The organism is Bacillus sp. SRL543, from assembly GCF_984799205.1.
In genome coordinates, this window is record NZ_OZ481794.1 from 4,015,226 (window position 1) to 4,035,152 (window position 19,927).

Here is a 19,927-nt window from a genome sequence, read left to right on the forward strand (position 1 = left end):
TACATTTTGTATAATTAAGCCCTGTCTTTCAGCGAAATCGGGGCAGTGGCAAAGGATGATGACTCATGGATCACATTCAATTTTTGTATATGGTCAATTTTCTGAAATGTGCCTTTGATAACCATAATTCTATCATCTTTCTCTTTATTTGAATATAATTTTCCGTGAAATTTAGCGAGATTTGTCGGCAGCCGTCCAGACTCTTCCATTTGCTGAATTCTCCCTTTATCCCGCCTCTGTAAACGGCAGCCACCTGCCTTAAAATCTGCTCTTCCCGCTCTTTCTTATATAGCATTAAAGCAATAATAAAAGGACCATCCGCCCTGGAAGATCCTTCATGAATCGCTTTTGTTATTATCTTCTTTCCGCTTTGCCTCATTGAGCACCTTGATTTCCATGATCAGCTTCTTGACGCCTTCCTTTGACTCCGGGCAGGTTCCATTCCAATGACGTGCAAGGGCAGGCATTGATTTCGCAATATGATTATAAAGGATCCATACCTTAACCTTCTCGGTCATTTCCTCATTAGCTTCGCCGACAAGAAGTTCCGTGTATTTACTATACAGTCCCTCTATTTCTTCTTTAAACTTTGAATCCATCCTAAACTCCCCCTTCACTCAGCCTGCATGCCTTTGGACAGGTAGTGCACTGCATCGAATCATCTATGGTGTCAGAGAGGCAGCATGTCTTCCTCATCCTTGCCCCCTTTTCAGGGTGATGATACTTTTTAAAAGGATTATCCTTCATGCCAAAGCGTCCTCCCGGCCATGCCAGCAGACAGGCAAAATCACCCGCTCCTCTTGATTTCAGTTCATCAGGTCCATCAGCAAGGACTGATTCGTAGAGCCAATAGATGTAAACGGCTATGTTTTCCCACAATATATGTCTGGAGACTCCGGAAGCTTGTGACACCCTTTCCAGCATCGTTTGCATATGTTCTGAAAAAAGGGCATGAAAGCAGCGTTCCCTCAACTCTTCGCGCGAATCAGCTTCCGCTTGAAAGGATTCTGCATTTTTCAAATAAAAGCCCGGAAGCCACATCTCATTCTGATAGGCAGAGACGACGGAAACATTAGAATATGACACATCTAGCCTGTGATTTTTAGCCGTAAAGCTGTATAAATAAATCACTGCCAGGAAGGCATACCTTTTTATAAAAAGAGAACCTGCTGCATGGATGGGGGCATCAAGCTCTGCTGCAAGCTTGCCCAGATACCATTCCATTTCTCCAGGGGAGAGCAGCCGCTCTGCTTTTGCCGTAAGCGGGTCATCATTTTCCGTCCAAACGAGGCGGAAGTCTTCAAGCCTGCGCAAGGCCCGGGCCGGTTCAGACACTGGCTGCCTCAGGCTTTTTCAGGATGCATCTGCCCTTTCCGTAAGGGATGCATAATGGCGTGCCGAAAAGCGGATCCATCGTGACCTCGCACTCCATGCCAAACACATTGCGGACAAGGCTGCAATTGATGACGAACTCAGGCTTCCCTTGTGCAAAAATCTCCCTGTCCTTTATTGCTACTATATTATGGGCATAGCGGCAGGCAAGATTTAAGTCATGAAGCACCATGAGGATGGTTCTGTTCTCCCTCTCGTTGAGCTCAAACAGCAGATCAAGGATTTCAATCTGATGGGTCATATCCAGGTAAGTCGTTGGCTCATCCAGGAGAATGATATCGGTATCCTGTGCCAGGGTCATGGCAATCCATGCCCGCTGCCTCTGCCCCCCTGACAAAGAGTCGACTGTGCGGTCCTTCAGCTCCTCGATCCCTGTTGCGGCAAGCGCCTCATTCACCTTTGTTTCATCTTCTTCAGTCCATTGCTTCAGCCATGTCTGATGAGGATATCTGCCCTGTTTCACAAGCTGCAGGACAGTAAGCCCTTCAGGTGCGGATGGCGACTGCGGCAGGATGGCCATCTTCTTGGCCACATCCTTTGTGGACAGCTTTGAGATAGTCTTGCCTTCAAGCAGGACTGCACCTGATTTCGGTTTCAGAAGCCTTGCAATCGAACGCAGCAGCGTCGATTTCCCGCAGCCATTCCCTCCGATGAAGACTGTGATTTCCCCCTTGGGAATTTCGAGCTCCAATTCATTTATGATGATGGTGTCCCCGTATGAAAGTGTCAGCTCTTTCGTTGAAATTGCCTGCCCAACGGTCATAGCGCTCTCTCCTTTTTCATCTTGTCATCCAATGGCTGATATGCTTGATATGTTACCCATTCCGGGTTTTAAATAATAGGTAGATAAAGTATGGCGCCCCAATGCTGGCAGTGAATACACCTGCCGGGATTTCGAGAGGCGAGAACAAAGTCCTGCCGATCAGATCAGCTGCCATTACAAGAATGCCGCCAATCAGGCCGGCAACAGGCAGCAGGGCACCGAAGGATGATCCCACGAGCCTCCTTGCGATATGGGGAGCCATGAGTCCGACAAAACCAATTCCCCCGGCAAAAGCAACTGAGCCGCCGATCAGTCCTGTACTGAGCATCAGCATGATGAATCTGTGGCGCTGCACAGCTCCGCCGATTCCGGTGGCCACATCATCCCCGAGCTCTTGTATATTCAGGTTTCGGGCAAAAATCATAGCCAGTACAGATAATAAGATGATCCATGGGACGATGATTTTCACATTATCCCAATTTGATCCATGGACAGTCCCCGTAATCCAGATATTGGCCTGTGAAGCCTGATGGATAGGGCCAAGAATCATCATCAGGTTCGTAAGCGCCTGGGTGAGGGTGGATATCCCTATCCCGATCAGCACAAGCCTGATCGGTGATGACCCATTTTTCCATGCCAGAAGATAGACAAGGAAAGCAATGGCCGCAGCGCCTGCAAAAGCGGCAACGGGCATCCATTCTATACTTACGGTCAAGGCATTATTTTCATCACTGAAAAATGCCAGGAAGGCGACAACAGCGACTGATGCCCCCCCGGTGATACCGATGATGTCAGGCGAAGCCAGCGGGTTCCTGATCATGCCCTGAAGAATGCCTCCGGCAATGGCAAGCCCGACTCCCACCATAAGGGCCACGATGATCCTCGGCAGACGGAAATTCTTGATGACAAGCTGTTCCATGTTTGTTCCGCCGCCTAGAAGGACCTGCAGTACTTTGAGCGGATTTATTTTCAGCTCACCCGTACCTGTGCTGAAAAGAAAGACAGCAAAGGCAGCGGCAGCGAGAATGATTATTGTGAAAAGTGATTTCCGGTCGGCCAGGAAGGAAACCCTGCCCCTGAAAAGCCTGAAATTAATATACTTGGACATCAGCTGCCAAACCCCTTTCTTGCGATATAGACAAAAAACGGGGTGCCGATGATGGCGGTCATGACACCGACAGGGACTTCCTGCGGCATGATGATATACCTGGCAGATATATCTGCAGCGACAAGGAGGATACCCCCCATGGCTGCAGAAAACGGGATCACCCATCTATGGTCGATCCCCACAACCGCCCTTGCCAGGTGAGGGATGACGATGCCGATGAAAACAATTGGGCCGGCTACGGCAACAGCGCCGCCTGCCAAAAGGATGATCGCAGCTCCCGCGAAAAGCTTCGTCCAGCCGGTGCGGAGGCCCAGCCCTTTGGCAACATCCTCGCCCATTGATATGACATTCAGCTTTTTCGCAAGGAGCATGGATCCGATCCAGCCTGCCGCAAAGTATGGCAGCACAGCTGTAAGAGACTCCAGCTTCCTTCCTGAAACTGATCCGGCAAGCCAAAAGAGCACCTGTTCCAATGCCGCTTCATTGACAACCAGCATCCCTTGGGTAAAGGCGGAAAACATGGCACTCATCGCGGCCCCTGCCAGCGTCAGCTTCATCGGCGTGAGTCCCTCCCGCCCAATAGAGCCTATCCCATATACAGCTGCTGCAGCTGCTGCGGCTCCTGCAAATGAAATCCAGGTATACGCCTGAAGGCTGGAGACCGAGAACACAGTCACGCCCAGCACAACTGCAAAGCCAGCGCCTGCATTCACTCCAAATACACTCGGCGATGCGAGCGGATTCTTTGTCAGCGTCTGCATAAGCGCACCGGCGATTGCCAGGCTCGCCCCAGTAGCAGCCCCAATCAGCGCCCGCGGAAGGCGGACCGACTGGAGGATGATATGTTCATTCGAACCATCGAATGCGGAAAAAGCTTCAAAGGCCATTTTCCAGGTTGTATTTGTATAGCCATACACTATGCTGGCGCACATTAGTAATAGAAGTATAAGAATTGACATAAACAGTCCGAGCCATTTATGCCCTGTTTTTTTTAGTAGCATCCTGCGTAAACCTTTCTGCACTCTTTTATAAACAAATAACAGCTTTTTCTCTATTAATAAGTCTAGGATAATCGGCAAACTCTGTCAATGAGTTTGAGAATCATTTTCATTAATCTGTTGACAGCTTGAACGCTTTCATTTTATGATAAAAAAGCCATTGAAAATGATTATCATTTAATAACATTTAGGAGGATACATAGAATGAAGCGAAGCAAAATTTATCTTGGCCTTATCACACTCCTGGCGATCATGATGCTGGCTGCCTGCGGCGGCGGTAATGAGGAAGAAGCATCAGACAGCAAAAAGTCATCCGGCAGCGGCGAAGATACAAGCTACACAGTAGAACATGCAATGGGAACTGAAACAATCGAAAAAACACCTGAAAAGATTGTCATTCTGACAAACGAAGGCACCGAGGCGCTGCTGGCAATGGGCGTCACACCTGCTGGAGCTGTTCAGTCATGGACAGGCGATCCCTGGTATGACCATATTTCAGGCCAAATGAAAGATGTCCAGGTTGTCGGCCTTGAAAGCGAAGTGAATGTGGAAGCGATCGCAGCGCTTGAGCCAGACTTGATCATCGGCAACAAAATGCGCCAGGAAAAAATTTATGATCAGCTGAAGTCAATTGCCCCGACTATTTTTGCGGATACATTGCGCGGCAACTGGAAGGAAAACTTCGAGCTTTATGCAAAGGCCATCAATAAAGAAGAAGAAGGCCAGCAAGTCATTGCTGATTATGATCAGCGCATCGCTGATTTGAAGGAAAAACTCGGCGACGATGTTAACAAAGAAATCTCAATGGTCCGCTTCATGGCCGGAGATGTGCGCATCTATCACAAAGATTCATTCTCAGGCGTCATCCTTGACCAGATCGGTTTTGCCCGTCCCGAGAGCCAGGATGTAGATGATTTCGCCGAGAAAAATGCCACGAAAGAACGAATTCCGGCCATGGACGGAGATGCACTTTTCTACTTTACCTATGAATCCGGAGACGGCGAAGCAACAGATGTGGAAAAAGAGTGGATCGAAGACCCTCTCTTCAAAAATCTTGAAGTTGCTAAGTCAGGAAATGTGTACAAAGTGGATGATACCATCTGGAATACAGCAGGCGGTGTTCTTGCAGCCAACCTCATGCTTGATGATATTGAAAAATTCATGGTCAAATAATGAACTTCCTGCTTAACAGAAGCCCCCTCTTTTATATAGCAGCAGAAAGGATCCGGAAACGGATCCTTTTTTTGATGCCATCCGTTCATAACTTTTCCAATTTCGGCAACAATATCGGTAATGCTAAAAAGACGCGGTGATATATGTGAAGAAGAAAAGCTGGATGAAAAAGCCACGCATCCAAAAGGATGTTGAGTTCAAAGACTGGGAAGAAACGCTTATTAAATCGGAGGATTATAAGAGAACTTTCTATTATAACCAGAAAACGGGACTAAGGTTCGGTTTTACCTTTATGTCTACACTTGTGGATGAGAGCATTCTGCAAAAAGGGGTCCTCCCTTATCTGCAGGGGGAAGATTTCACCAAGATTGAGGATGTCAAAAAGATTGTCCCCATCCCTGATGTAAGTATTTCTGAGGACCCTTCAGAGATTGAACAGAAGCTCTTTAACGGCTACGTAATGGTGACGATCGAAACAGAAGTAAAGCACTTCGCATTTGTCGCAGCTCAGAAGGAAGTTGTGAGAAGCCTTACCCAGCCTGAAGTGGAGTTCAGCGTCATCGGGCCAAAGGAAGCCTTTGTAGAAGCCATCGACCAGAACCTTAACTTGATCCGGAAAAGACTGTCCATAAAGGAATTGATCATCGAGCAGTATACAATCGGAAAGCTTTCGAAAACAAAGGTCGCCGTCCTGTTTATCGAAGGCATCGCCGACAATGAAAATGTTAATACAGTCCGGCAGCGCCTGAAGGATATTGAGATAGACCATATCATGGACAGTTCTTATATTGTCGAAATCATTGCAGACAACCAAAACACAATATTCCCGCAAATCCTTGATTCGGAGAGGCCAGACCGGGTTTCCGGCATCCTTGCTGAAGGTAAAATCGCCATTGTAGTGGACGGCTCCCCTCAAGTGCTGATATGCCCGACAACGCTTGTGGAATATTTCAGTTCTTTTGAAGATTATTATTTGAATTGGTATCTGTCTTCCTTCTTCAGGCTTGTCCGCCTGTTTGCAGTTGCCTTTTCTATCTTGATCACGCCCATTTACGTTGCAACGCTGTCGTATCATTACGAACTGATTCCGAAAGATCTGATGAGCACGCTGATTACTTCCAGGAGGGAGATACCGCTGCCGCCCATCCTGGAGGCCCTTTTCCTTGAGCTGACTATAGAATTGCTGCGGGAGGCCGGTGCAAGGCTGCCTACCAAAGTAGGCCAGACAATCGGTATCGTAGGGGGAATCGTCATTGGGACGGCATCTGTTGAAGCCGGCCTGACGAGCAATATTCTTCTTATCATCGTTGCCCTCTCCGCCCTTGCATCTTTTACGACACCCGTCTACCGGATGGGCAACACAATCCGCCTGCTGCGCTTTCCATTTCTTTTCCTGGCCGAGTTATGGGGGCTCCTCGGGATCGTATTTTGCTTTTGCCTCTTAATGACACATTTGATCCGGCTGACGTCATTGGGCCGGCCGTTCCTTGAGCCGATCTATCCGCTCAGGGTCCCTGATCTAAAGGATGCGCTCATCCGCCTGCCGTTCTCAAAACAGTCAAGCAGGCCGGTGTATGTCCGGGCAGAACAGCCAAAGCGTTTTTCAAAAAAGAAGGCCCAGCAAAAGAAAGACATTGACGAGTAAAACGGAGGGTTATGGCTATGAAGCAGTCCTTGCCTGAAAATGTGAAAATATCTCCCTTCCTGATATTTTATATAATTGTATCCATACAGATAGGCATCGGTGTTCTCGGCTATCAGCGGATCATCGCCAAAACGGCCGGCTATGATGCCTGGATGGCAGTCATCGCGGCTGGCGTCTCCATCCATATCATTCTCTGGATGATGTATAAAACAGCTGAAAATGCAGGAGGGGACTTAATAGCCATCAACATTTTCATTTTCGGAAAGAAAATCGGGAAGGTCTTGAGCCTGGGGTTCTCCATATATTTCATCCTGCTGACTGTCACCATCTTAAGGACATATATCGAAGTCATTCAAGTGTGGCTCTTCCCTGAAATGAGCACCTTCTGGTTTTCTTTAGGCTTTTTAATTCTAGCCGCCTATGTAGTCAGCGGGGGTCTCCGGACAGTTACTGGCGTCGCCTTTCTGGGAGCCGTACTTCCAAGCTATCTGATGCTTACCTTCGCCTTTGCGATACCATTCAGCGATTATCGCAATCTTTTTCCAGTATTGGATCATTCGATAAAAGATATTGCACTGGCAGCGAGGGATATGTCGCTGACCTATCTTGGCTATGAAATTTTCCTGCTTGTTTATCCTTTTCTAAAAGATCCGGGCAAATCGAAAAAATGGGCCCATCTCGCCATCTTCACCACAACCTCACTTTATGTCATCCTGACCATCATCACCTTCGGCTATTTTTCTGAAAAGCAGCTGCAGAAAACGGTCTGGGCAACATTGACGATGTGGAAGATTGTTGAAATGCCCTTTGTTGAAAGATTTGAATATATCGGGATAGCCAACTGGATACTGATCATACTGCCGAATGCCTGCCTGGCAATTTGGGGGGCCAGCAGGATCGTCAAACGGGTCTCCGGCATCCGGCAGCGCAAGAACGTCATTGGCATCGTCCTTATTTGCCTTGCTGTTGCCAATATATTTGAAACCAGGGAGCAGATTGATCTTCTCAATAATATCTCTTCCCAATTCGGCTTCTATTTTAATTACGGCTATGTACCTTTATTGTTTGCCGGCAGTATCATTGCAAAGAAGGTGAGGAAAAAATGAGGCTGACCAGTTTCTTATCGCCCATCGCTGCCTGTTTGCTGCTGACAGGATGCCTGGAAAAAGAAATTATTGATGATTTAAATATTGAAAGCGGAATTGCTTATGATTGGGAGGATAATAAATTGCGAGGCACCGCGCTCATCCCTGTCTACCTGCCGGATCAGCCTGTTAAAAATGTCACTTTTACCAGCACCTCCACTTTAAGCAGGGATCTGCTGCTGGAAATGCAGCGCCAGTCTTCTGAACCTTTAGTGACAGGAAGCTTGGAAGTAGGTGTGTTCGGAAAGGAACTGACAGAAAGGGGTATCATTGATGTTCTTGATTCTTTCCAGAGGGACGCAAGCATTGGCGCCAGAGTCTTTTTGGCTGTTGCTGACGGCAAAGCCGCCGATATCGTGAAAGGCGAATATGGCACAAGGGGAAATGCCATCTATATCTCCAATCTTCTCAAGCATAATATGGAGCAGCGCGACGTCCCTAAGAGCAATCTGCAAATTTTCCTGGCTAATTTTTATCAGCAGGGAAAAACAGCTTATTTGCCTAAACTGAAAGACATCGGGAAGGATAAAGTCGAAATTTCGGGCATCTCCTTATTTAAGTACGATAAAGTGGTGGACGAGCTGCCCCCTGAAAAAATGTTCTTTTTTAAGCTTCTGGTAGACAAATACAGCGAGGGTTCCTATAAGATAAAGATCGGGAACGACCAGGCAGCCATCAAAAGCATAAAATCGAAGCATAAAATCAAAATCATCGAACGGGAGCCTTATAAGCTCAAGGTCGAAATCAGCATAAAAGGGATCATCCGCGAATACTCCGGAAAGCAGCTGACCATCAAAGAAATCAAAGAGGTGGAGAAAAATTTCCAGAGTCTCATAGACCGGGAAACAGAAGCCCTCATTACCCGCTTCCAGAAAGAAGACATTGATCCGGTGGGGTTTGGGACTATTGTAAAAAGCAAAACAAGGAGATTTGATTATAAAAAATGGGAAGACGAATATAAACGTTTGAGCGTAAAGGTCACCAGCAATGTAGAGATACTTGAATCAGGGGTCATAGAATGAAAAAAAGGACAGGGGCTTCCCTGTCCTTAGTCGTTGTTCGAGAACATATATTTCTTGTAATGATAGCGGATGGAGAAAATCAGGCTGATGGCAAGCATGCTGCCCATGAGCGAGCTTCCCCCATAACTGACGAACGGAAGCGGGATACCCGTGATCGGAAGGAGGCCGATCGTCATGCCGATATTCTGGAATACATGGAAGGTGATCATGCTGATGACCCCTACACAAATATAGGTGTAAAAATCATTCTTCGTTTCCATGCCCACTTTTGTAATATGATAAATCAGCAGGAAGAACAGGCTGATCAGAACACTGGCCCCAATGAACCCGAACTCTTCGCCAACAATGCTGAAAATAAAGTCGGTATGGCTTTCAGGGAGATAAACTTCCCGTGTCCCATAGCCCTTTCCGCTTGTTTCCCCTGAACCGATGGCAAGCAGGGAGCGGGTCAGCTGGAAGCCGGTCGTCCCCTGATAATTATAGGGGTCGATCCAGGAATAGATCCGGCCGAACTGGTATTGTTTGACGCCCAGATATTTCTCCAGCAGGTCGGGGTGCCAGAGCACAAGGTAGAAAATACCTGCAATCAAAGAAAGGCCTCCGCCGAATATAGGGAGCAGCAGCTTCCACGTGATTCCCGAAATGAAGATCATTCCGATCATGATCGCAATGAATACAAGGCTGGTTCCAAGGTCAGGCTGCTGCATCACAAGCATGAGCGGCAGGAATGTGACTGCACCAATCTTCACCAGCAGCCATAGATCGGTTTGGATGGTCTTGATCCGATATTTTGGATGATGGTCTGTTATCACCCTTGCCAGAGCCAGGATGATCACTACTTTTACAACCTCAGAAGGCTGAAGGGAGCCTACCGCAGGGAATGTATACCAGCTCTTTGCCCCATTGATGACAGGTGCAATCCCCGAAGGAGCCACGATCAAAAATCCGAGCAGCGCAATTCCCAGTCCATAGGCATACCAGGAAATCTTCTTCAGCTGATCAGAATCAAGCGTCATAACCGTTCCAACAATCCCGGTTCCGACCACCCACCACACTATCTGCTTCAGCAGGAAATTATCTTTATACTGCCCCGTCGTCTGCGCGCTGTAAATCGAAATGCAGCTAACCAGGCACAGCAGCATCAAAATCAGAATTAACCCAAAATCTATCCGATAACTAGAATTATTTTTAGAAGTCATAATCGTCTCCTTTTATAGAAAAGCGAAGGCGGCTTGTTCAGGTGCGACAAGCATAAGACGAGCAGGACGGAAGGTTGCTCTTTAACCTTCTGGCCTGATTGGCTTATGACTCGAGCACCTAGCCGCCGGAGCTGGACAAATAGAAAAGCGGAAGGGGCCTGCTCATCGGCGACAAGCATAAGACGCTTAGGAATAAAAGGCGTTCTTTGCCTTTAATTCCTAAGTGGCTTATGACTCGAGCCGATGGCCCCTGCAGCTGGACAAATAGAAAAGCGGAGGGCGCTTGCTCAGCCTCGACAAGCATAAGACGCTTAAGGATGGAAGGCGTTCTTTGCCTTCAATTCTTAAGTGGCTTATGACTCGAGAGGCTAGCGCCCGGAGCTGGACAAATAGAAAAGCGGAGGCGCTTGCTTATGCTGTGCAGGCTGCCCAAACAAAAAATCTACTACAATTCTTCATTATATTTTTTTAAGAGACAAATCACAACTTCTTTCATGCTGCTGGATATTATTTCATTTTTCACTATTCTTTTTTTCAGTTGCCCGATCAGTCGGCAGCTGGGAAGCTGTCAAAATACTTGCTGCGGATATCTTCTTTCAGCCACTCCAGATTATTGGGGACTTGCGGGATGGAGTAGCCAATATAAATAGGCGTTGTGACGAACCTCGGGACTATTTTGGCGTAGATGTCATCCCCGAGTTTATAGAAAAATAAATTATAACTGGTGCATTTGAACGGGAAACTGTGAAGGATATAGCGGACCGCTGCTTGAATATAAGAAGCAAAGGCAGCGATTTCGTCCATGCCTCCGAACTTTACGTTAAATTCATAAAAACCGATTTTCGGGAATGTTGAAATATTGAACAGCGTTTTGCCTTTTTGGCTGATGGCCAGTCCTTCAAACTCTTCTTCTCTGATGTTGTCTGTATAATCCACTTCATTAAGTCCGACAATCTGCATATGGGGATGCGCAATGGTCCCACCTGAGAGCGGCCCGTGGTTTTTAAAAAACAGGACAGATGTGAAGCGCCCGCTGTTTTCCATATCAAGCCAGTGCTTCAATCCAAAGCTAAGCAGCTTTTCCAGATGCTCTGAAGAATATGTTGAGATATCCCCGCTGCATTCGTCCGATTCAATCAAAACGGTCTGAAGGGTATTTTCGAGTACAGGGAATTTATTTTTCAGCAAAATGATATTGTCCTCGACTGCAAGGATATCGGTCAGCTCTTCTCTTTCACAGAAAGGGCAGCCCTGCTCTTTGTCACGGATACTGTTAGGTTTTTTCACTCCGATTGAAGTGTTGAAATTCAAATGTGTTCTTGTCATATTTCCACCATCCTGCAGGTTTTTCTCCTGTAAATCATATCACTTCCCCCCTGCCTCTGGCGCCTTTTTGCCCTTGAAAAGGAAAACGGCAGCCGGGCAGCTGCCGTTTTTCTTCCCTATTCGCTGACTGCCAGCGGGAAATCCGAGTGCTCATGCAGTCCTTCCGAGTTCTCCACATGGACAGTCACTGTATAGCTGCCCGCTTCTGCAAAACTATGCTCTGCTGAATATTTGCCTTTTCCGGACTCTGTCAGGTTCACCCATTCAGGCGTGTCTCTTCCTTCTTTCATGATTTCCAGCTTAACAAGCGCTTTTTCAAGGGGAGCCCCATCTTGGTTGTCCACCTGGACCTCTAGGCCCGCTGCCTGGTCCGCATGGATGTGGTCCGGCTTGATGAAACTGATTGCCGCCTCACCATGATGGTGTGAGGATTCTTCTCCGCCTGATGCATGGTCATGCCCTTCATCTTCCCCATGGTCATGACCGGCTTCTCCGTCCGCGCTGTTGTCAGCCTCTCCGCCCTCACCGGCTTGTACCTCGGCTTTTGGCATGGTATGCATATCCCTTGCAGTCACATGGACCTGGACTATAAAATCCCCATCCTTGACGAAGGTCTTATGGGCCTCGTAAATCCCTTTGCCTGTATGTTCTGCAGGGAGCATTTCGCTCTCCTCCTGATTGCCGTCCTGCCATATTTCAAACTTCACTTCATCTGCATCCTCTACAGCCTCTTTCCCCTGCACCACCTCGACAGAAAGAGTTATTTCTTCATTCAGATCCACTTCTTGCGGAATATCAATCTTCGCTTCAAGAATTTCCGGCACCTGCCCCGCGTCTCCCTGGCTGCTGTCACCAGAATCTTTTCCGCAGGCTGCAAGGACCATTACGGCAAGGATAAAAACATATAGATACTTCTTCATTTTTTGTCCCTCTTTCATTCAAATTCCTTTTATACAGGATACTATATCTCTTAATTGTGAAATAAGTAAGAAATTACATCAAACATTTAATAACGGAAGCTGTGCCTCTATGTACATTATATCTTTCATTCCCCCCGGCTCCAAATCCTCAAAAAAAAGCAGCACAAGGAAGGCCCCTATGCCGCGTATCTATTATATTAAAGGAGGTAGGGTTGGATAAAGATTTGCGCGTTAAGACTGCGGTTTTACAGGATTTCCAGTTCGATGACCAGTGCAAGAAGGATCTGGATCAGAAGGTTGAGTGACAGGGCTACCTGAGTATCTTCAAGGTTTACAGTACAGTCTTTCGCATTTTCAATATAAACGCTTTGTCGGTTAGATTGGCTGATCTGTGTGAATTGAAGCAGATCTTCCGTGATTCTTTCAGCTTGGCCTCCGTCAGCAATCGAGATATTGATGACAATCACGATGGCTACAACAAGGGCAGCCTGCAATGAAGCTGCAACTTGGGTTTCACTTGAATTCACTTCAACATTGAGGCAGTTTTTAAGGACAATGGACTCTTTAGAGTATTGGCCCAAATTCGTGCCTTGCACTACATCTTTTACATCTCTGTCGCTGCTGTCAAAAATGCTCATAGGATGGCTTGATGAAGGATCAAGGGCATTCCATCCGCTGTGGTGGCATGAAGCGCCGGCAGTATTAGTTTCACAATAAACATCTTCTACCTTAGGACGATAGTTTCCACTTAACAATGTAATCTCTCCCTTTAATTTTTTGCCTTAGCGGCTTTTTTTCCTAAATGTGCGTCTGGCTTCTTTCTTTGGCTCTTCTTCGGCGGAATCATTTTTCTTTTTTTGTGCTTCCACAAAATCATTAACCTGCTGTTCCAGATCTTTCACAAGATTGCGGATACGCGTCTTTTCTTCATCTGACAGGCTTTTCGTTTTCAATCCGCTTTCATCGCTTTGATTCCGCTTTAAAAGGTCTCTGACTTTAAGGCTTACAAGCTGATTCGATAGCTCAGCCATCTTGTTGTTTAGTTCATCCAACACAGTTCACCCCCTCCGAGCGCTTATACTATTTAATATGATTTTTAAGCCGGCAAGTGAGGGCTAATCCCTATCCCGGCTTAAAAGGGCGTTTGTATCGGCAGATAGCGCGCCCTTCATGACGCTTGGCCCTTATACTACTTGTATATGGGATTTCATCCATTTAGTTCGGGCTCATCCCCCGGACGCAAAAAAAGGGCCCTATGCCGGGGGCCCTTTTAAAAGAATAAAGAAAGAGGCGGCACTGTATGCCGCCATCTATATCTTATAAGTAAATTATGTTCTTAAAACAGTCATTCCTTTTCCACAGCTTCTGCTGCAGCAATTCCATTATGGATTTTAATGACTTTTTGATCTTTTCCATTCCCTGCTACAAAAAAGCCATTGGAAAAGTCGGTGGACAATTCCCTGAAAAAGGTTCCAACTGTCCCTTCTTTCCCGACATCGTCAAAGGATATTCTATAGCTGTCTGCTTTTTCTTTTACCAAAGAGGCATCTATCCCTTTATCCCATTCTCCAGCCGGATCGAAGACATTGCGGTTCACTTCTACAAGATGGAGATCGACGCCTTCGAGAAGCTCGAACAAATGGTTAACGAGGGAATGCTTGATGACCATTTCCCATTTGCTCTGGACCGCGTGGGCCATGACGATTTGAGTGGCGGACTTCTCCCGCACCGTTTCCGCGATTAAATCAGAAACCTTCTCCCCGTTCTTATACTTTTGGATGGCTGGGAGGCCGTACTTTTCAGCCAGTGATTCGAACAGCATCTTTGTCTGTATCTGGTTGAAGTCCAGCTCCTCCTCCTGTCCCGGAAGCACCGAAAGTACATAGCACTTCCCTTTAAACGCATCAGCAAGGAGCTTGCCCCTTTGAATGAGGGTTTCAGCATGCTGAGGGCTGCTCACACACACCAGTATCGTTTCCAGCATATCGTTCACCTCGTTTAGCCATTTTGCCTACATTATAGCATAGCATGCCAGAGCAACCCAGCCGGAAGCGGCCGGGGCCCAGCCATTCCTTAAGCCCGCTGCTGCATATAAAAGAATCCTTCATGGGATGATAATGATGTACTTATAATAAGGGGGGGAAATTCGATGACAAAAAAGGTTAACAAAGGCAGCCATAACCAAAATTCCCCGCGCGCTGGCCTGTCCGAGCCAGTCAGCGGCGACAACAGCAAAGGAAATAAACACAACAAAGACCAAAAAAGCAAAACAGACGCGGACTGACCCAAAATGCGGAGGCGGCTTGTTCAGAGCCGACAAGCATAAGACGAGCAGGACGGAAGGTTGTTCTTTACCTTCTGGCCTGATTGGCTTATGACTCGAGGCTCTAGCCGCCGGAGCTGGACAAATCGAAATGCGGAGGCGGCTTGTTCAGAATCAAGGAACGCAGGCTAAAACCGCCACGTCCTGTGGCAACGCCTGCATGACCCGCATCCTGCGGGCCCAGCATAAGACGAGCAGGACGGAAGGTTGTTCTTTAACCTTCTGGCCTGATTGGCTTATGACTCGAGGCTCTAGCCACCGGAGCTGGACAAATCGAAAGGCGGGACTGGCACCCGCAGCTGGACAGAAGAAAAGCGAGGCGTCAGCATCCTGACATTTTGGCCAGCCCCTAACAGAGCTGGCTTCCCTTCATGCGATGGAAGCATCCATGCTTTCCCGTACTATATCTGCCTGAAGGTAATCAGACAGACTGCCTTTATATACAAGATGAAGCGAAAAGACTTTCTCCAGTTCATGCGGCTTGAGGAGTGAAACAGGCTTTTCCACCCGGCATCCGCCGGTTTCCTTAAGGATGGTCCCGACGAATTCAGAGCAGAAGAAGGCATTGGACCTGTTATATTCCCAGTTGAACAGCACGGCAAACAAGCCTAGGAGATTATATTTATAATGATGCCTGTTTTCTTCAAAGAATGCCGCCTGCTCCTGCATCCTGCCATACTCCTGCTCGCTCACCGTATAGGCATACACCGCGCAGCGGGCCTTTGCAAATAAATCCGCGCGCACATCTTCTTTCACGAATCCCCCGGAAAACGGATTGGCAGGATTGATCCTCCCGAAGCTGTAGACATCCAGCAGCCCTTCATCAAATGAGATGGACGCATGATTGAGCTCTTTTCCAGTAAATACCCGGATCAGCTTTGTGAATAAAGTTCCTGTATCGGTCAGCAGTACAAATACCTGGCGATGGCCCATTTCTTTTCCCTCCTGAAAAAAATGAAGGGAAATGCGCAGTGGCGACCGTGCTGCCCTTCTCCATAATCATACAGCCACAATGCTCCCTTAAAAACGAACTCTGGCATTATTTGCTTCTAAGACCCTGGGCTTAGATGATTGGGATTTATGCTGGAAAACATCAGCAGATCATCAAACTTCCCGCAGGTATACTCATAGTTCCTCAGCAATCCTTCACGGATAAAACCGCATTTCCCGAAAAGGCGCTGGGACTGGATGTTTGCAGGTTCAATCAATGCCTGGATCCTCATCAGATTCATGCTCTCAAAACCATAGCGGATGATTTCCCCGATTGCCTCGGTCCCGATTCCCTGATTCCAATAAGCAGGATCCAGCTCAAGCCCTATATCTGCCCGGAAATGGCTGGAATCCATATTCAAAAATCCGCAGCTGCCGATCAGCCCTTGTCCGTCCTTTAACGAAATTCCCCAGCGGACACCCGTGCCTTCCTTCAGTATGCGCTCATACCAGCGGATTTCGGAGCGCGCATCCTCCAAATCAGCAAATGGCTCAAGTCCGTAATATTTCGTCACTTCAGGATCGGAAAGATACCTGAGGATATCAGCAGCATCTCCCTGTTCCACTTTCCTGAGCAGGAGGCGGGGCGTTTCAAGTGCCGGAAACGGCTTCTTCAATTCTTCTTTTATTTTATTCATTGGACATACTTCCGTTTCTTGTTTGTCATAATTATTCTCCAGCATCCGGCCCAGCCGATTGAAAGACAGGATTGCTTTCCCACTCTTCACGCAAAAGGCCCATCCGGATCGAATCATAATGGACACCATTATAAATTCGGCATTTCCTTAATCTTGCTTCCATCGTCATCCCCAGCTTTTCGCCGACCTTGACCATCCGCTCATTTCCCGACCAGGTGGTGTACCCGGTCCGGGCAATCGGCTTTGTTTGGAAAAGGTGGCTGATCCAGAGTCTCAATGCCTTTGTCCCATAGCCGCCATTCCAATATTCCGGCGAATAAATGACGATTCCCATCTCCAGCCACAGAGATGGCACATGCTCCCAATAATAGCTGACCGTCCCTTCGATTTTGCCGTTAATTTCGATGGCCAGCATATCCTCCTGGTTGACTACTTGCTCTTTACGCTGTTCATATTCAGCAAACGTCAATGATTTATGCTCAAAGTACGGAGCGTCCCATTTTTTCCACTCTGGATGCTCTTCCTTAAAAGCCAGCTCCCATAATCGGGGCAAATCTTCTTCGGTGATTGTCCGGAGAATAACTTCATTTTCTGTCAATAGCATAGGTTTACCTCTTCGTAATCATTTTTGTAATATTTCCATTATACCAATAAAACCTTTCTCAAAAAATGGAAACTTTCATCATTTCCTATAATAAAAAACCGCCTATAAGGCGGTTTCGTTAAATAGATTAATTGAAGGGGGGATCAATGCTGCTGCCGGCGCTCCAATTATAAGTTTTCACAGGCTTTTTCGCAGGCTGGTATTTTCTCATCGGGCCTTTATCAAGCACCTCTTTTAAAAACAGTCCCCCGTCCGGATTCTGCTGCTTCATCAGTTCCATCAGATATGTAATATCGTCCATCGCCCTGTGTGTCTGATGATTTGTAATATTATGGGCAGAAAGGAGCGTCGCCAGTTTGCTGTTGGCAAAGCCATACTTTTTCCACTGTACTCCCTTCATGGTGCAATACCATTTAAGGCCATTCACTTCGGGATACATTTGATACATGAAGCTTCTGTCAAATGAGGCATTGTGGGCAAATACAGAGTCTGCTTTATTCAGGAAAGACTGGACAGAATCATCATGGAATTCCTGCCCCCTTACCATTTCAAATGGAATCCCATGAATCCTGTAGGCACTGCTGTAATTTCTCAGCGCCCTGCTTGAAAGCGGCTCCCTCAAAAAAGAATCCTTTTCCTCTACCTCGATGATTTCCCCTGTAGCTTCATCATAAGAAAACAGAATAAATGCCAGTTCTATGATTTCGTCCCCGCCAGGAGCCAGGCCGGTGGTTTCCACGTCGACCAGCAGTCCTTTTTTATTTATATTCATATTAATCACCTTTATATTTTTTGCCTTCGAATAGAAAGCTGGATTTTTAACATTTTTATAGCTATTTCCTATTTTAGTATTTTCGCTGGAAAAATGACAGTTAAACCCCCTTTCTGGCTGAAAAAGGAAATTAAAGAATACAAAAAAGGCACAGCAGAAACCGCACCTTTAATAGGGCTATAATGAAGCAACCCTTTCATATACATCTTTCAGTGTCATACAGCCTTTTGTCTGGACCTTGCTTATATAACAGCACCATAGCTCGGCAGCGAGGCGGGCATCTTCCAAGGCATGGTGGCGCACCATGACCGGAATGCCGTTGTGGCTGCACAAATCCTCCAGCCTCTGCAGGTTAAGCTCCGGCTCAGCAATCCGGTACAGAAAAGAGGTATCTATAATCCTGTGCTTAAGAGGAGCCTTGAAATGCTTCCAGCCCGCATTCTGCAGGAAGCTTTTCTCATGCTGGGCATGATGTGCTATGATGGTCCGCGCTTCGCAGAATTGGAAGAACTCTATCAGCACTTCAGGCAGCGGAGGCGCCTCCTTGAGCTGGGAGTCCCTTATGCCTGTAAGCTGTTCAATCTGCGGTGAAAGTGTTTTTTCATATCTGATCAGGGAATAAAACTTCTTATCCTCATTTATCGTCCCATTCTCTATCTTGACCGCCCCTATCGAGATGATCTCATCTCCCTGATCAGGAAAAAAGCCCGTAGTTTCAATATCCATGACGACAGCCTCCAGCTTGTCAAGCGGCACTGACAGCGCTTCCTCTGCCCGTATCTCTTTATTCAGCCTGCGCAGGAAGGCCTGCTGCTGGGAATTCTGACCGCCCTGCATCCCCCCGAATACACCTGAATTCAGTTTCCCCGGCAGCCCTTTCATCATTTGAAACATGCTTTCAAAGCGCATTATTGAACACCCTTTTCAATCTTGGCCTGTACAAATTGGTGCAGCTTTTTTCCGCCCTTCAGGATATTGCGGAGCTTGGCCCGTTCTTCCTTTGGAAGCTTTTTTACATTCAAATAGCGGGAAGTTTCATAAGAGCCGGCAAGGGAGAAGATACTTTCCCTGCAGGACAGCAGAAGGCGGAAATTGCGCTCTGCCTTTTCCAGTGCGTCCCTATATTCTGCATTTTCCGCAAGCCTGCTGATCCTTTCAAGGGTGGAGGTCTCAAAAAGCCCTTCCTTCATCGCTAATAGACGGATGCTGTTGACATAAGGAAGGAAAGCAGTCTGCTTCAAGTCTATGCAGCCCTCAAATTTCCCTTTTTCCTCAATAAGGATTTGGCCCAGGGGACCTACAGCCGGTTTTATATGCATGCTATTCTCCGCAAGCCTTTTTAAGAGCCTGGGCCTGGCCATCATAGCAGCGTGTACATAAGACTTCAGGTCCCTGATAAACATTCCGCTTCCTTCAAGTGCCCTTGCATCATAAAAAATCTGCAGATACCGGATCGACTCCCAGCTTTCCTCCTTGATCCATTTCTTAAGCTGCCCTTTCCAGTCTTCTGCCGTTTTCCGCCATAATGGGCTGCTGCTCATCACCTTGCCTTCACAATAGGGGTATCCCGTTTCATTCAGTCCATATGACAGCTCTTGCCCCAGTTCCTGGAAATACGCTGCTTCCTCTTCCCCCCCGGTATAAACAATGCCGTGGTCCTGGTCACTGATAACCCCCTGCTCCAGCCTGCCTCCGCTGCCGGTCACAAACCAGACAAAACCCGATTCGTCCGGCCCTTTTCCGGCCTTTTGCACAGACTGCCTGAACACGTATTTCATCGTTTCATCATGGACTTCATTTATTCCGGCTGTACTGGAGGCAGCCATGGAGATGCGGCTGTCCTTCCATTCCCTTATTTCTGCATATGACTGAAACTCCTGCAATTAAACGCACTCCCTTTATAAGAAAA

23 protein-coding genes are annotated in these 19,927 nt (G+C 47.2%); 5 read left to right on the forward strand and 18 right to left on the reverse strand.

Annotation, left to right across the window (positions count from 1 at the left end; genetic code table 11):
* Nucleotides 1–14: 14 nt before the first annotated feature.
* The 6 genes from AC4E8B_RS20550 to AC4E8B_RS20575 all read right to left on the reverse strand — a co-directional run bounded on the left by AC4E8B_RS20550 (nt 15) and on the right by AC4E8B_RS20575 (nt 4,264).
* Entirely contained in the window at nt 15–209 is a 195-nt protein-coding gene (locus AC4E8B_RS20550) for a hypothetical protein (RefSeq protein WP_490215240.1), read from the reverse strand.
* Between the two features lie 126 nt (nt 210–335).
* Nucleotides 336–599: a YusU family protein gene (locus tag AC4E8B_RS20555; protein WP_490215241.1), complete on the reverse strand. Its 264-nt coding sequence runs from the start codon at nt 597–599 to the stop codon at nt 336–338.
* Nucleotide 600: 1 nt separating this feature from the next.
* On the reverse strand, nt 601–1,335 hold the full coding sequence (locus AC4E8B_RS20560) for an IucA/IucC family C-terminal-domain containing protein (RefSeq protein WP_490215243.1): 735 nt from the start codon (nt 1,333–1,335) through the stop codon (nt 601–603).
* Complete coding sequence (locus AC4E8B_RS20565; RefSeq protein ID WP_490215245.1) at nt 1,328–2,155, reverse strand: ABC transporter ATP-binding protein; 828 nt, start codon at nt 2,153–2,155, stop codon at nt 1,328–1,330. The genes AC4E8B_RS20560 and AC4E8B_RS20565 overlap by 8 nt, the downstream gene beginning before the upstream one ends.
* Nucleotides 2,156–2,207: 52 nt before the next feature.
* Entirely contained in the window at nt 2,208–3,263 is a 1,056-nt protein-coding gene (locus AC4E8B_RS20570) for a FecCD family ABC transporter permease (protein ID WP_490215246.1), read from the reverse strand.
* Entirely contained in the window at nt 3,263–4,264 is a 1,002-nt protein-coding gene (locus tag AC4E8B_RS20575) for a FecCD family ABC transporter permease (protein ID WP_490215247.1), read from the reverse strand. The genes AC4E8B_RS20570 and AC4E8B_RS20575 overlap by 1 nt, the downstream gene beginning before the upstream one ends.
* A gap of 201 nt (nt 4,265–4,465) precedes the next feature.
* Here AC4E8B_RS20575 and AC4E8B_RS20580 point away from each other — a divergent pair, with 201 nt between their 5' ends.
* From AC4E8B_RS20580 to AC4E8B_RS20595, 4 genes are all read left to right on the forward strand, one after another.
* Nucleotides 4,466–5,434, forward strand: coding sequence for an ABC transporter substrate-binding protein (locus AC4E8B_RS20580; protein WP_490215248.1), 969 nt, complete (start codon nt 4,466–4,468; stop codon nt 5,432–5,434).
* A gap of 163 nt (nt 5,435–5,597) precedes the next feature.
* Complete coding sequence (locus AC4E8B_RS20585; RefSeq protein WP_490215250.1) at nt 5,598–7,079, forward strand: spore germination protein; 1,482 nt, start codon at nt 5,598–5,600, stop codon at nt 7,077–7,079.
* 17 nt (nt 7,080–7,096) lie between these two features.
* Nucleotides 7,097–8,185 carry a GerAB/ArcD/ProY family transporter gene (locus AC4E8B_RS20590; protein ID WP_490215251.1) on the forward strand — a complete coding sequence of 363 codons (1,089 nt, stop codon included), beginning with the start codon at nt 7,097–7,099 and terminating at the stop codon, nt 8,183–8,185.
* Nucleotides 8,182–9,246, forward strand: a complete 1,065-nt coding sequence (locus AC4E8B_RS20595) for a Ger(x)C family spore germination protein (RefSeq protein WP_490215253.1) — start codon at nt 8,182–8,184, stop codon at nt 9,244–9,246. The genes AC4E8B_RS20590 and AC4E8B_RS20595 overlap by 4 nt, the downstream gene beginning before the upstream one ends.
* A 26-nt stretch (nt 9,247–9,272) precedes the next feature.
* Here AC4E8B_RS20595 and AC4E8B_RS20600 read toward each other — a convergent pair whose 3' ends face one another.
* The 6 genes from AC4E8B_RS20600 to AC4E8B_RS20625 all read right to left on the reverse strand — a co-directional run bounded on the left by AC4E8B_RS20600 (nt 9,273) and on the right by AC4E8B_RS20625 (nt 14,675).
* Entirely contained in the window at nt 9,273–10,445 is a 1,173-nt protein-coding gene (locus AC4E8B_RS20600) for an FtsW/RodA/SpoVE family cell cycle protein (RefSeq protein WP_490215255.1), read from the reverse strand.
* A 546-nt stretch (nt 10,446–10,991) separates the two neighbouring features.
* Nucleotides 10,992–11,771, reverse strand: a complete 780-nt coding sequence (locus tag AC4E8B_RS20605) for a DUF4931 domain-containing protein (protein WP_490215257.1) — start codon at nt 11,769–11,771, stop codon at nt 10,992–10,994.
* Between the two features lie 116 nt (nt 11,772–11,887).
* Nucleotides 11,888–12,691, reverse strand: coding sequence for a FixH family protein (locus AC4E8B_RS20610; RefSeq protein ID WP_490215258.1), 804 nt, complete (start codon nt 12,689–12,691; stop codon nt 11,888–11,890).
* Between the two features lie 245 nt (nt 12,692–12,936).
* On the reverse strand, nt 12,937–13,446 hold the full coding sequence (locus AC4E8B_RS20615) for a spore coat protein (RefSeq protein ID WP_490215259.1): 510 nt from the start codon (nt 13,444–13,446) through the stop codon (nt 12,937–12,939).
* 27 nt (nt 13,447–13,473) lie between these two features.
* Nucleotides 13,474–13,743: a hypothetical protein gene (locus AC4E8B_RS20620; RefSeq protein WP_490215261.1), complete on the reverse strand. Its 270-nt coding sequence runs from the start codon at nt 13,741–13,743 to the stop codon at nt 13,474–13,476.
* 293 nt (nt 13,744–14,036) lie between these two features.
* On the reverse strand, nt 14,037–14,675 hold the full coding sequence (locus tag AC4E8B_RS20625) for an adenine nucleotide alpha hydrolase family protein (RefSeq protein ID WP_490215262.1): 639 nt from the start codon (nt 14,673–14,675) through the stop codon (nt 14,037–14,039).
* A gap of 165 nt (nt 14,676–14,840) precedes the next feature.
* Between AC4E8B_RS20625 and AC4E8B_RS20630 the strand changes: the two genes are divergently transcribed.
* Nucleotides 14,841–14,975 (forward strand): hypothetical protein, encoded by a 135-nt coding sequence (locus tag AC4E8B_RS20630; RefSeq protein ID WP_490215263.1) that lies wholly within the window; start codon nt 14,841–14,843, stop codon nt 14,973–14,975.
* Nucleotides 14,976–15,383: 408 nt separating this feature from the next.
* Here the strand turns inward: AC4E8B_RS20630 and AC4E8B_RS20635 are convergent, their stop codons facing one another.
* The 6 genes from AC4E8B_RS20635 to AC4E8B_RS20660 form a co-directional block, all read right to left on the reverse strand.
* Nucleotides 15,384–15,947, reverse strand: a complete 564-nt coding sequence (locus AC4E8B_RS20635) for a hypothetical protein (RefSeq protein ID WP_490215264.1) — start codon at nt 15,945–15,947, stop codon at nt 15,384–15,386.
* A 116-nt stretch (nt 15,948–16,063) separates the two neighbouring features.
* Nucleotides 16,064–16,642: a GNAT family N-acetyltransferase gene (locus tag AC4E8B_RS20640; protein ID WP_490215265.1), complete on the reverse strand. Its 579-nt coding sequence runs from the start codon at nt 16,640–16,642 to the stop codon at nt 16,064–16,066.
* 31 nt (nt 16,643–16,673) lie between these two features.
* Nucleotides 16,674–17,246 carry a GNAT family N-acetyltransferase gene (locus AC4E8B_RS20645; RefSeq protein WP_490215267.1) on the reverse strand — a complete coding sequence of 191 codons (573 nt, stop codon included), beginning with the start codon at nt 17,244–17,246 and terminating at the stop codon, nt 16,674–16,676.
* Between the two features lie 127 nt (nt 17,247–17,373).
* Nucleotides 17,374–18,018, reverse strand: a complete 645-nt coding sequence (locus tag AC4E8B_RS20650; protein WP_490215268.1) for an exonuclease domain-containing protein — start codon at nt 18,016–18,018, stop codon at nt 17,374–17,376.
* A 177-nt stretch (nt 18,019–18,195) separates the two neighbouring features.
* The gene (locus tag AC4E8B_RS20655) at nt 18,196–18,927 is read right to left on the reverse strand and encodes an exonuclease domain-containing protein (RefSeq protein WP_490215269.1); all 732 of its coding nucleotides are present in this window, start codon (nt 18,925–18,927) and stop codon (nt 18,196–18,198) included.
* Complete coding sequence (locus tag AC4E8B_RS20660; protein ID WP_490215271.1) at nt 18,927–19,901, reverse strand: putative nucleotidyltransferase substrate binding domain-containing protein; 975 nt, start codon at nt 19,899–19,901, stop codon at nt 18,927–18,929. Before AC4E8B_RS20660 ends, AC4E8B_RS20655 begins: the two co-directional genes overlap by 1 nt.
* Between the last annotated feature and the right edge of the window lie 26 nt (nt 19,902–19,927).

Coding starts and splice junctions, on each gene's coding strand:
- AC4E8B_RS20550 (WP_490215240.1), bottom strand. CDS start 209: ATGGAAGAGTCTGGACGGCTGCCGACAAATCTCGCTAAATTTCACGGA.
- AC4E8B_RS20555 (WP_490215241.1), bottom strand. CDS start 599: ATGGATTCAAAGTTTAAAGAAGAAATAGAGGGACTGTATAGTAAATAC.
- AC4E8B_RS20565 (WP_490215245.1), bottom strand. CDS start 2,155: ATGACCGTTGGGCAGGCAATTTCAACGAAAGAGCTGACACTTTCATAC.
- AC4E8B_RS20570 (WP_490215246.1), bottom strand. CDS start 3,263: ATGTCCAAGTATATTAATTTCAGGCTTTTCAGGGGCAGGGTTTCCTTC.
- AC4E8B_RS20575 (WP_490215247.1), bottom strand. CDS start 4,264: ATGCTACTAAAAAAAACAGGGCATAAATGGCTCGGACTGTTTATGTCA.
- AC4E8B_RS20580 (WP_490215248.1), top strand. CDS start 4,466: ATGAAGCGAAGCAAAATTTATCTTGGCCTTATCACACTCCTGGCGATC.
- AC4E8B_RS20585 (WP_490215250.1), top strand. CDS start 5,598: ATGAAAAAGCCACGCATCCAAAAGGATGTTGAGTTCAAAGACTGGGAA.
- AC4E8B_RS20590 (WP_490215251.1), top strand. CDS start 7,097: ATGAAGCAGTCCTTGCCTGAAAATGTGAAAATATCTCCCTTCCTGATA.
- AC4E8B_RS20595 (WP_490215253.1), top strand. CDS start 8,182: ATGAGGCTGACCAGTTTCTTATCGCCCATCGCTGCCTGTTTGCTGCTG.
- AC4E8B_RS20600 (WP_490215255.1), bottom strand. CDS start 10,445: ATGACTTCTAAAAATAATTCTAGTTATCGGATAGATTTTGGGTTAATT.
- AC4E8B_RS20605 (WP_490215257.1), bottom strand. CDS start 11,771: ATGACAAGAACACATTTGAATTTCAACACTTCAATCGGAGTGAAAAAA.
- AC4E8B_RS20610 (WP_490215258.1), bottom strand. CDS start 12,691: ATGAAGAAGTATCTATATGTTTTTATCCTTGCCGTAATGGTCCTTGCA.
- AC4E8B_RS20625 (WP_490215262.1), bottom strand. CDS start 14,675: ATGCTGGAAACGATACTGGTGTGTGTGAGCAGCCCTCAGCATGCTGAA.
- AC4E8B_RS20630 (WP_490215263.1), top strand. CDS start 14,841: ATGACAAAAAAGGTTAACAAAGGCAGCCATAACCAAAATTCCCCGCGC.
- AC4E8B_RS20635 (WP_490215264.1), bottom strand. CDS start 15,947: ATGGGCCATCGCCAGGTATTTGTACTGCTGACCGATACAGGAACTTTA.
- AC4E8B_RS20640 (WP_490215265.1), bottom strand. CDS start 16,642: ATGAATAAAATAAAAGAAGAATTGAAGAAGCCGTTTCCGGCACTTGAA.
- AC4E8B_RS20645 (WP_490215267.1), bottom strand. CDS start 17,246: ATGCTATTGACAGAAAATGAAGTTATTCTCCGGACAATCACCGAAGAA.
- AC4E8B_RS20650 (WP_490215268.1), bottom strand. CDS start 18,018: ATGAATATAAATAAAAAAGGACTGCTGGTCGACGTGGAAACCACCGGC.
- AC4E8B_RS20655 (WP_490215269.1), bottom strand. CDS start 18,927: ATGCGCTTTGAAAGCATGTTTCAAATGATGAAAGGGCTGCCGGGGAAA.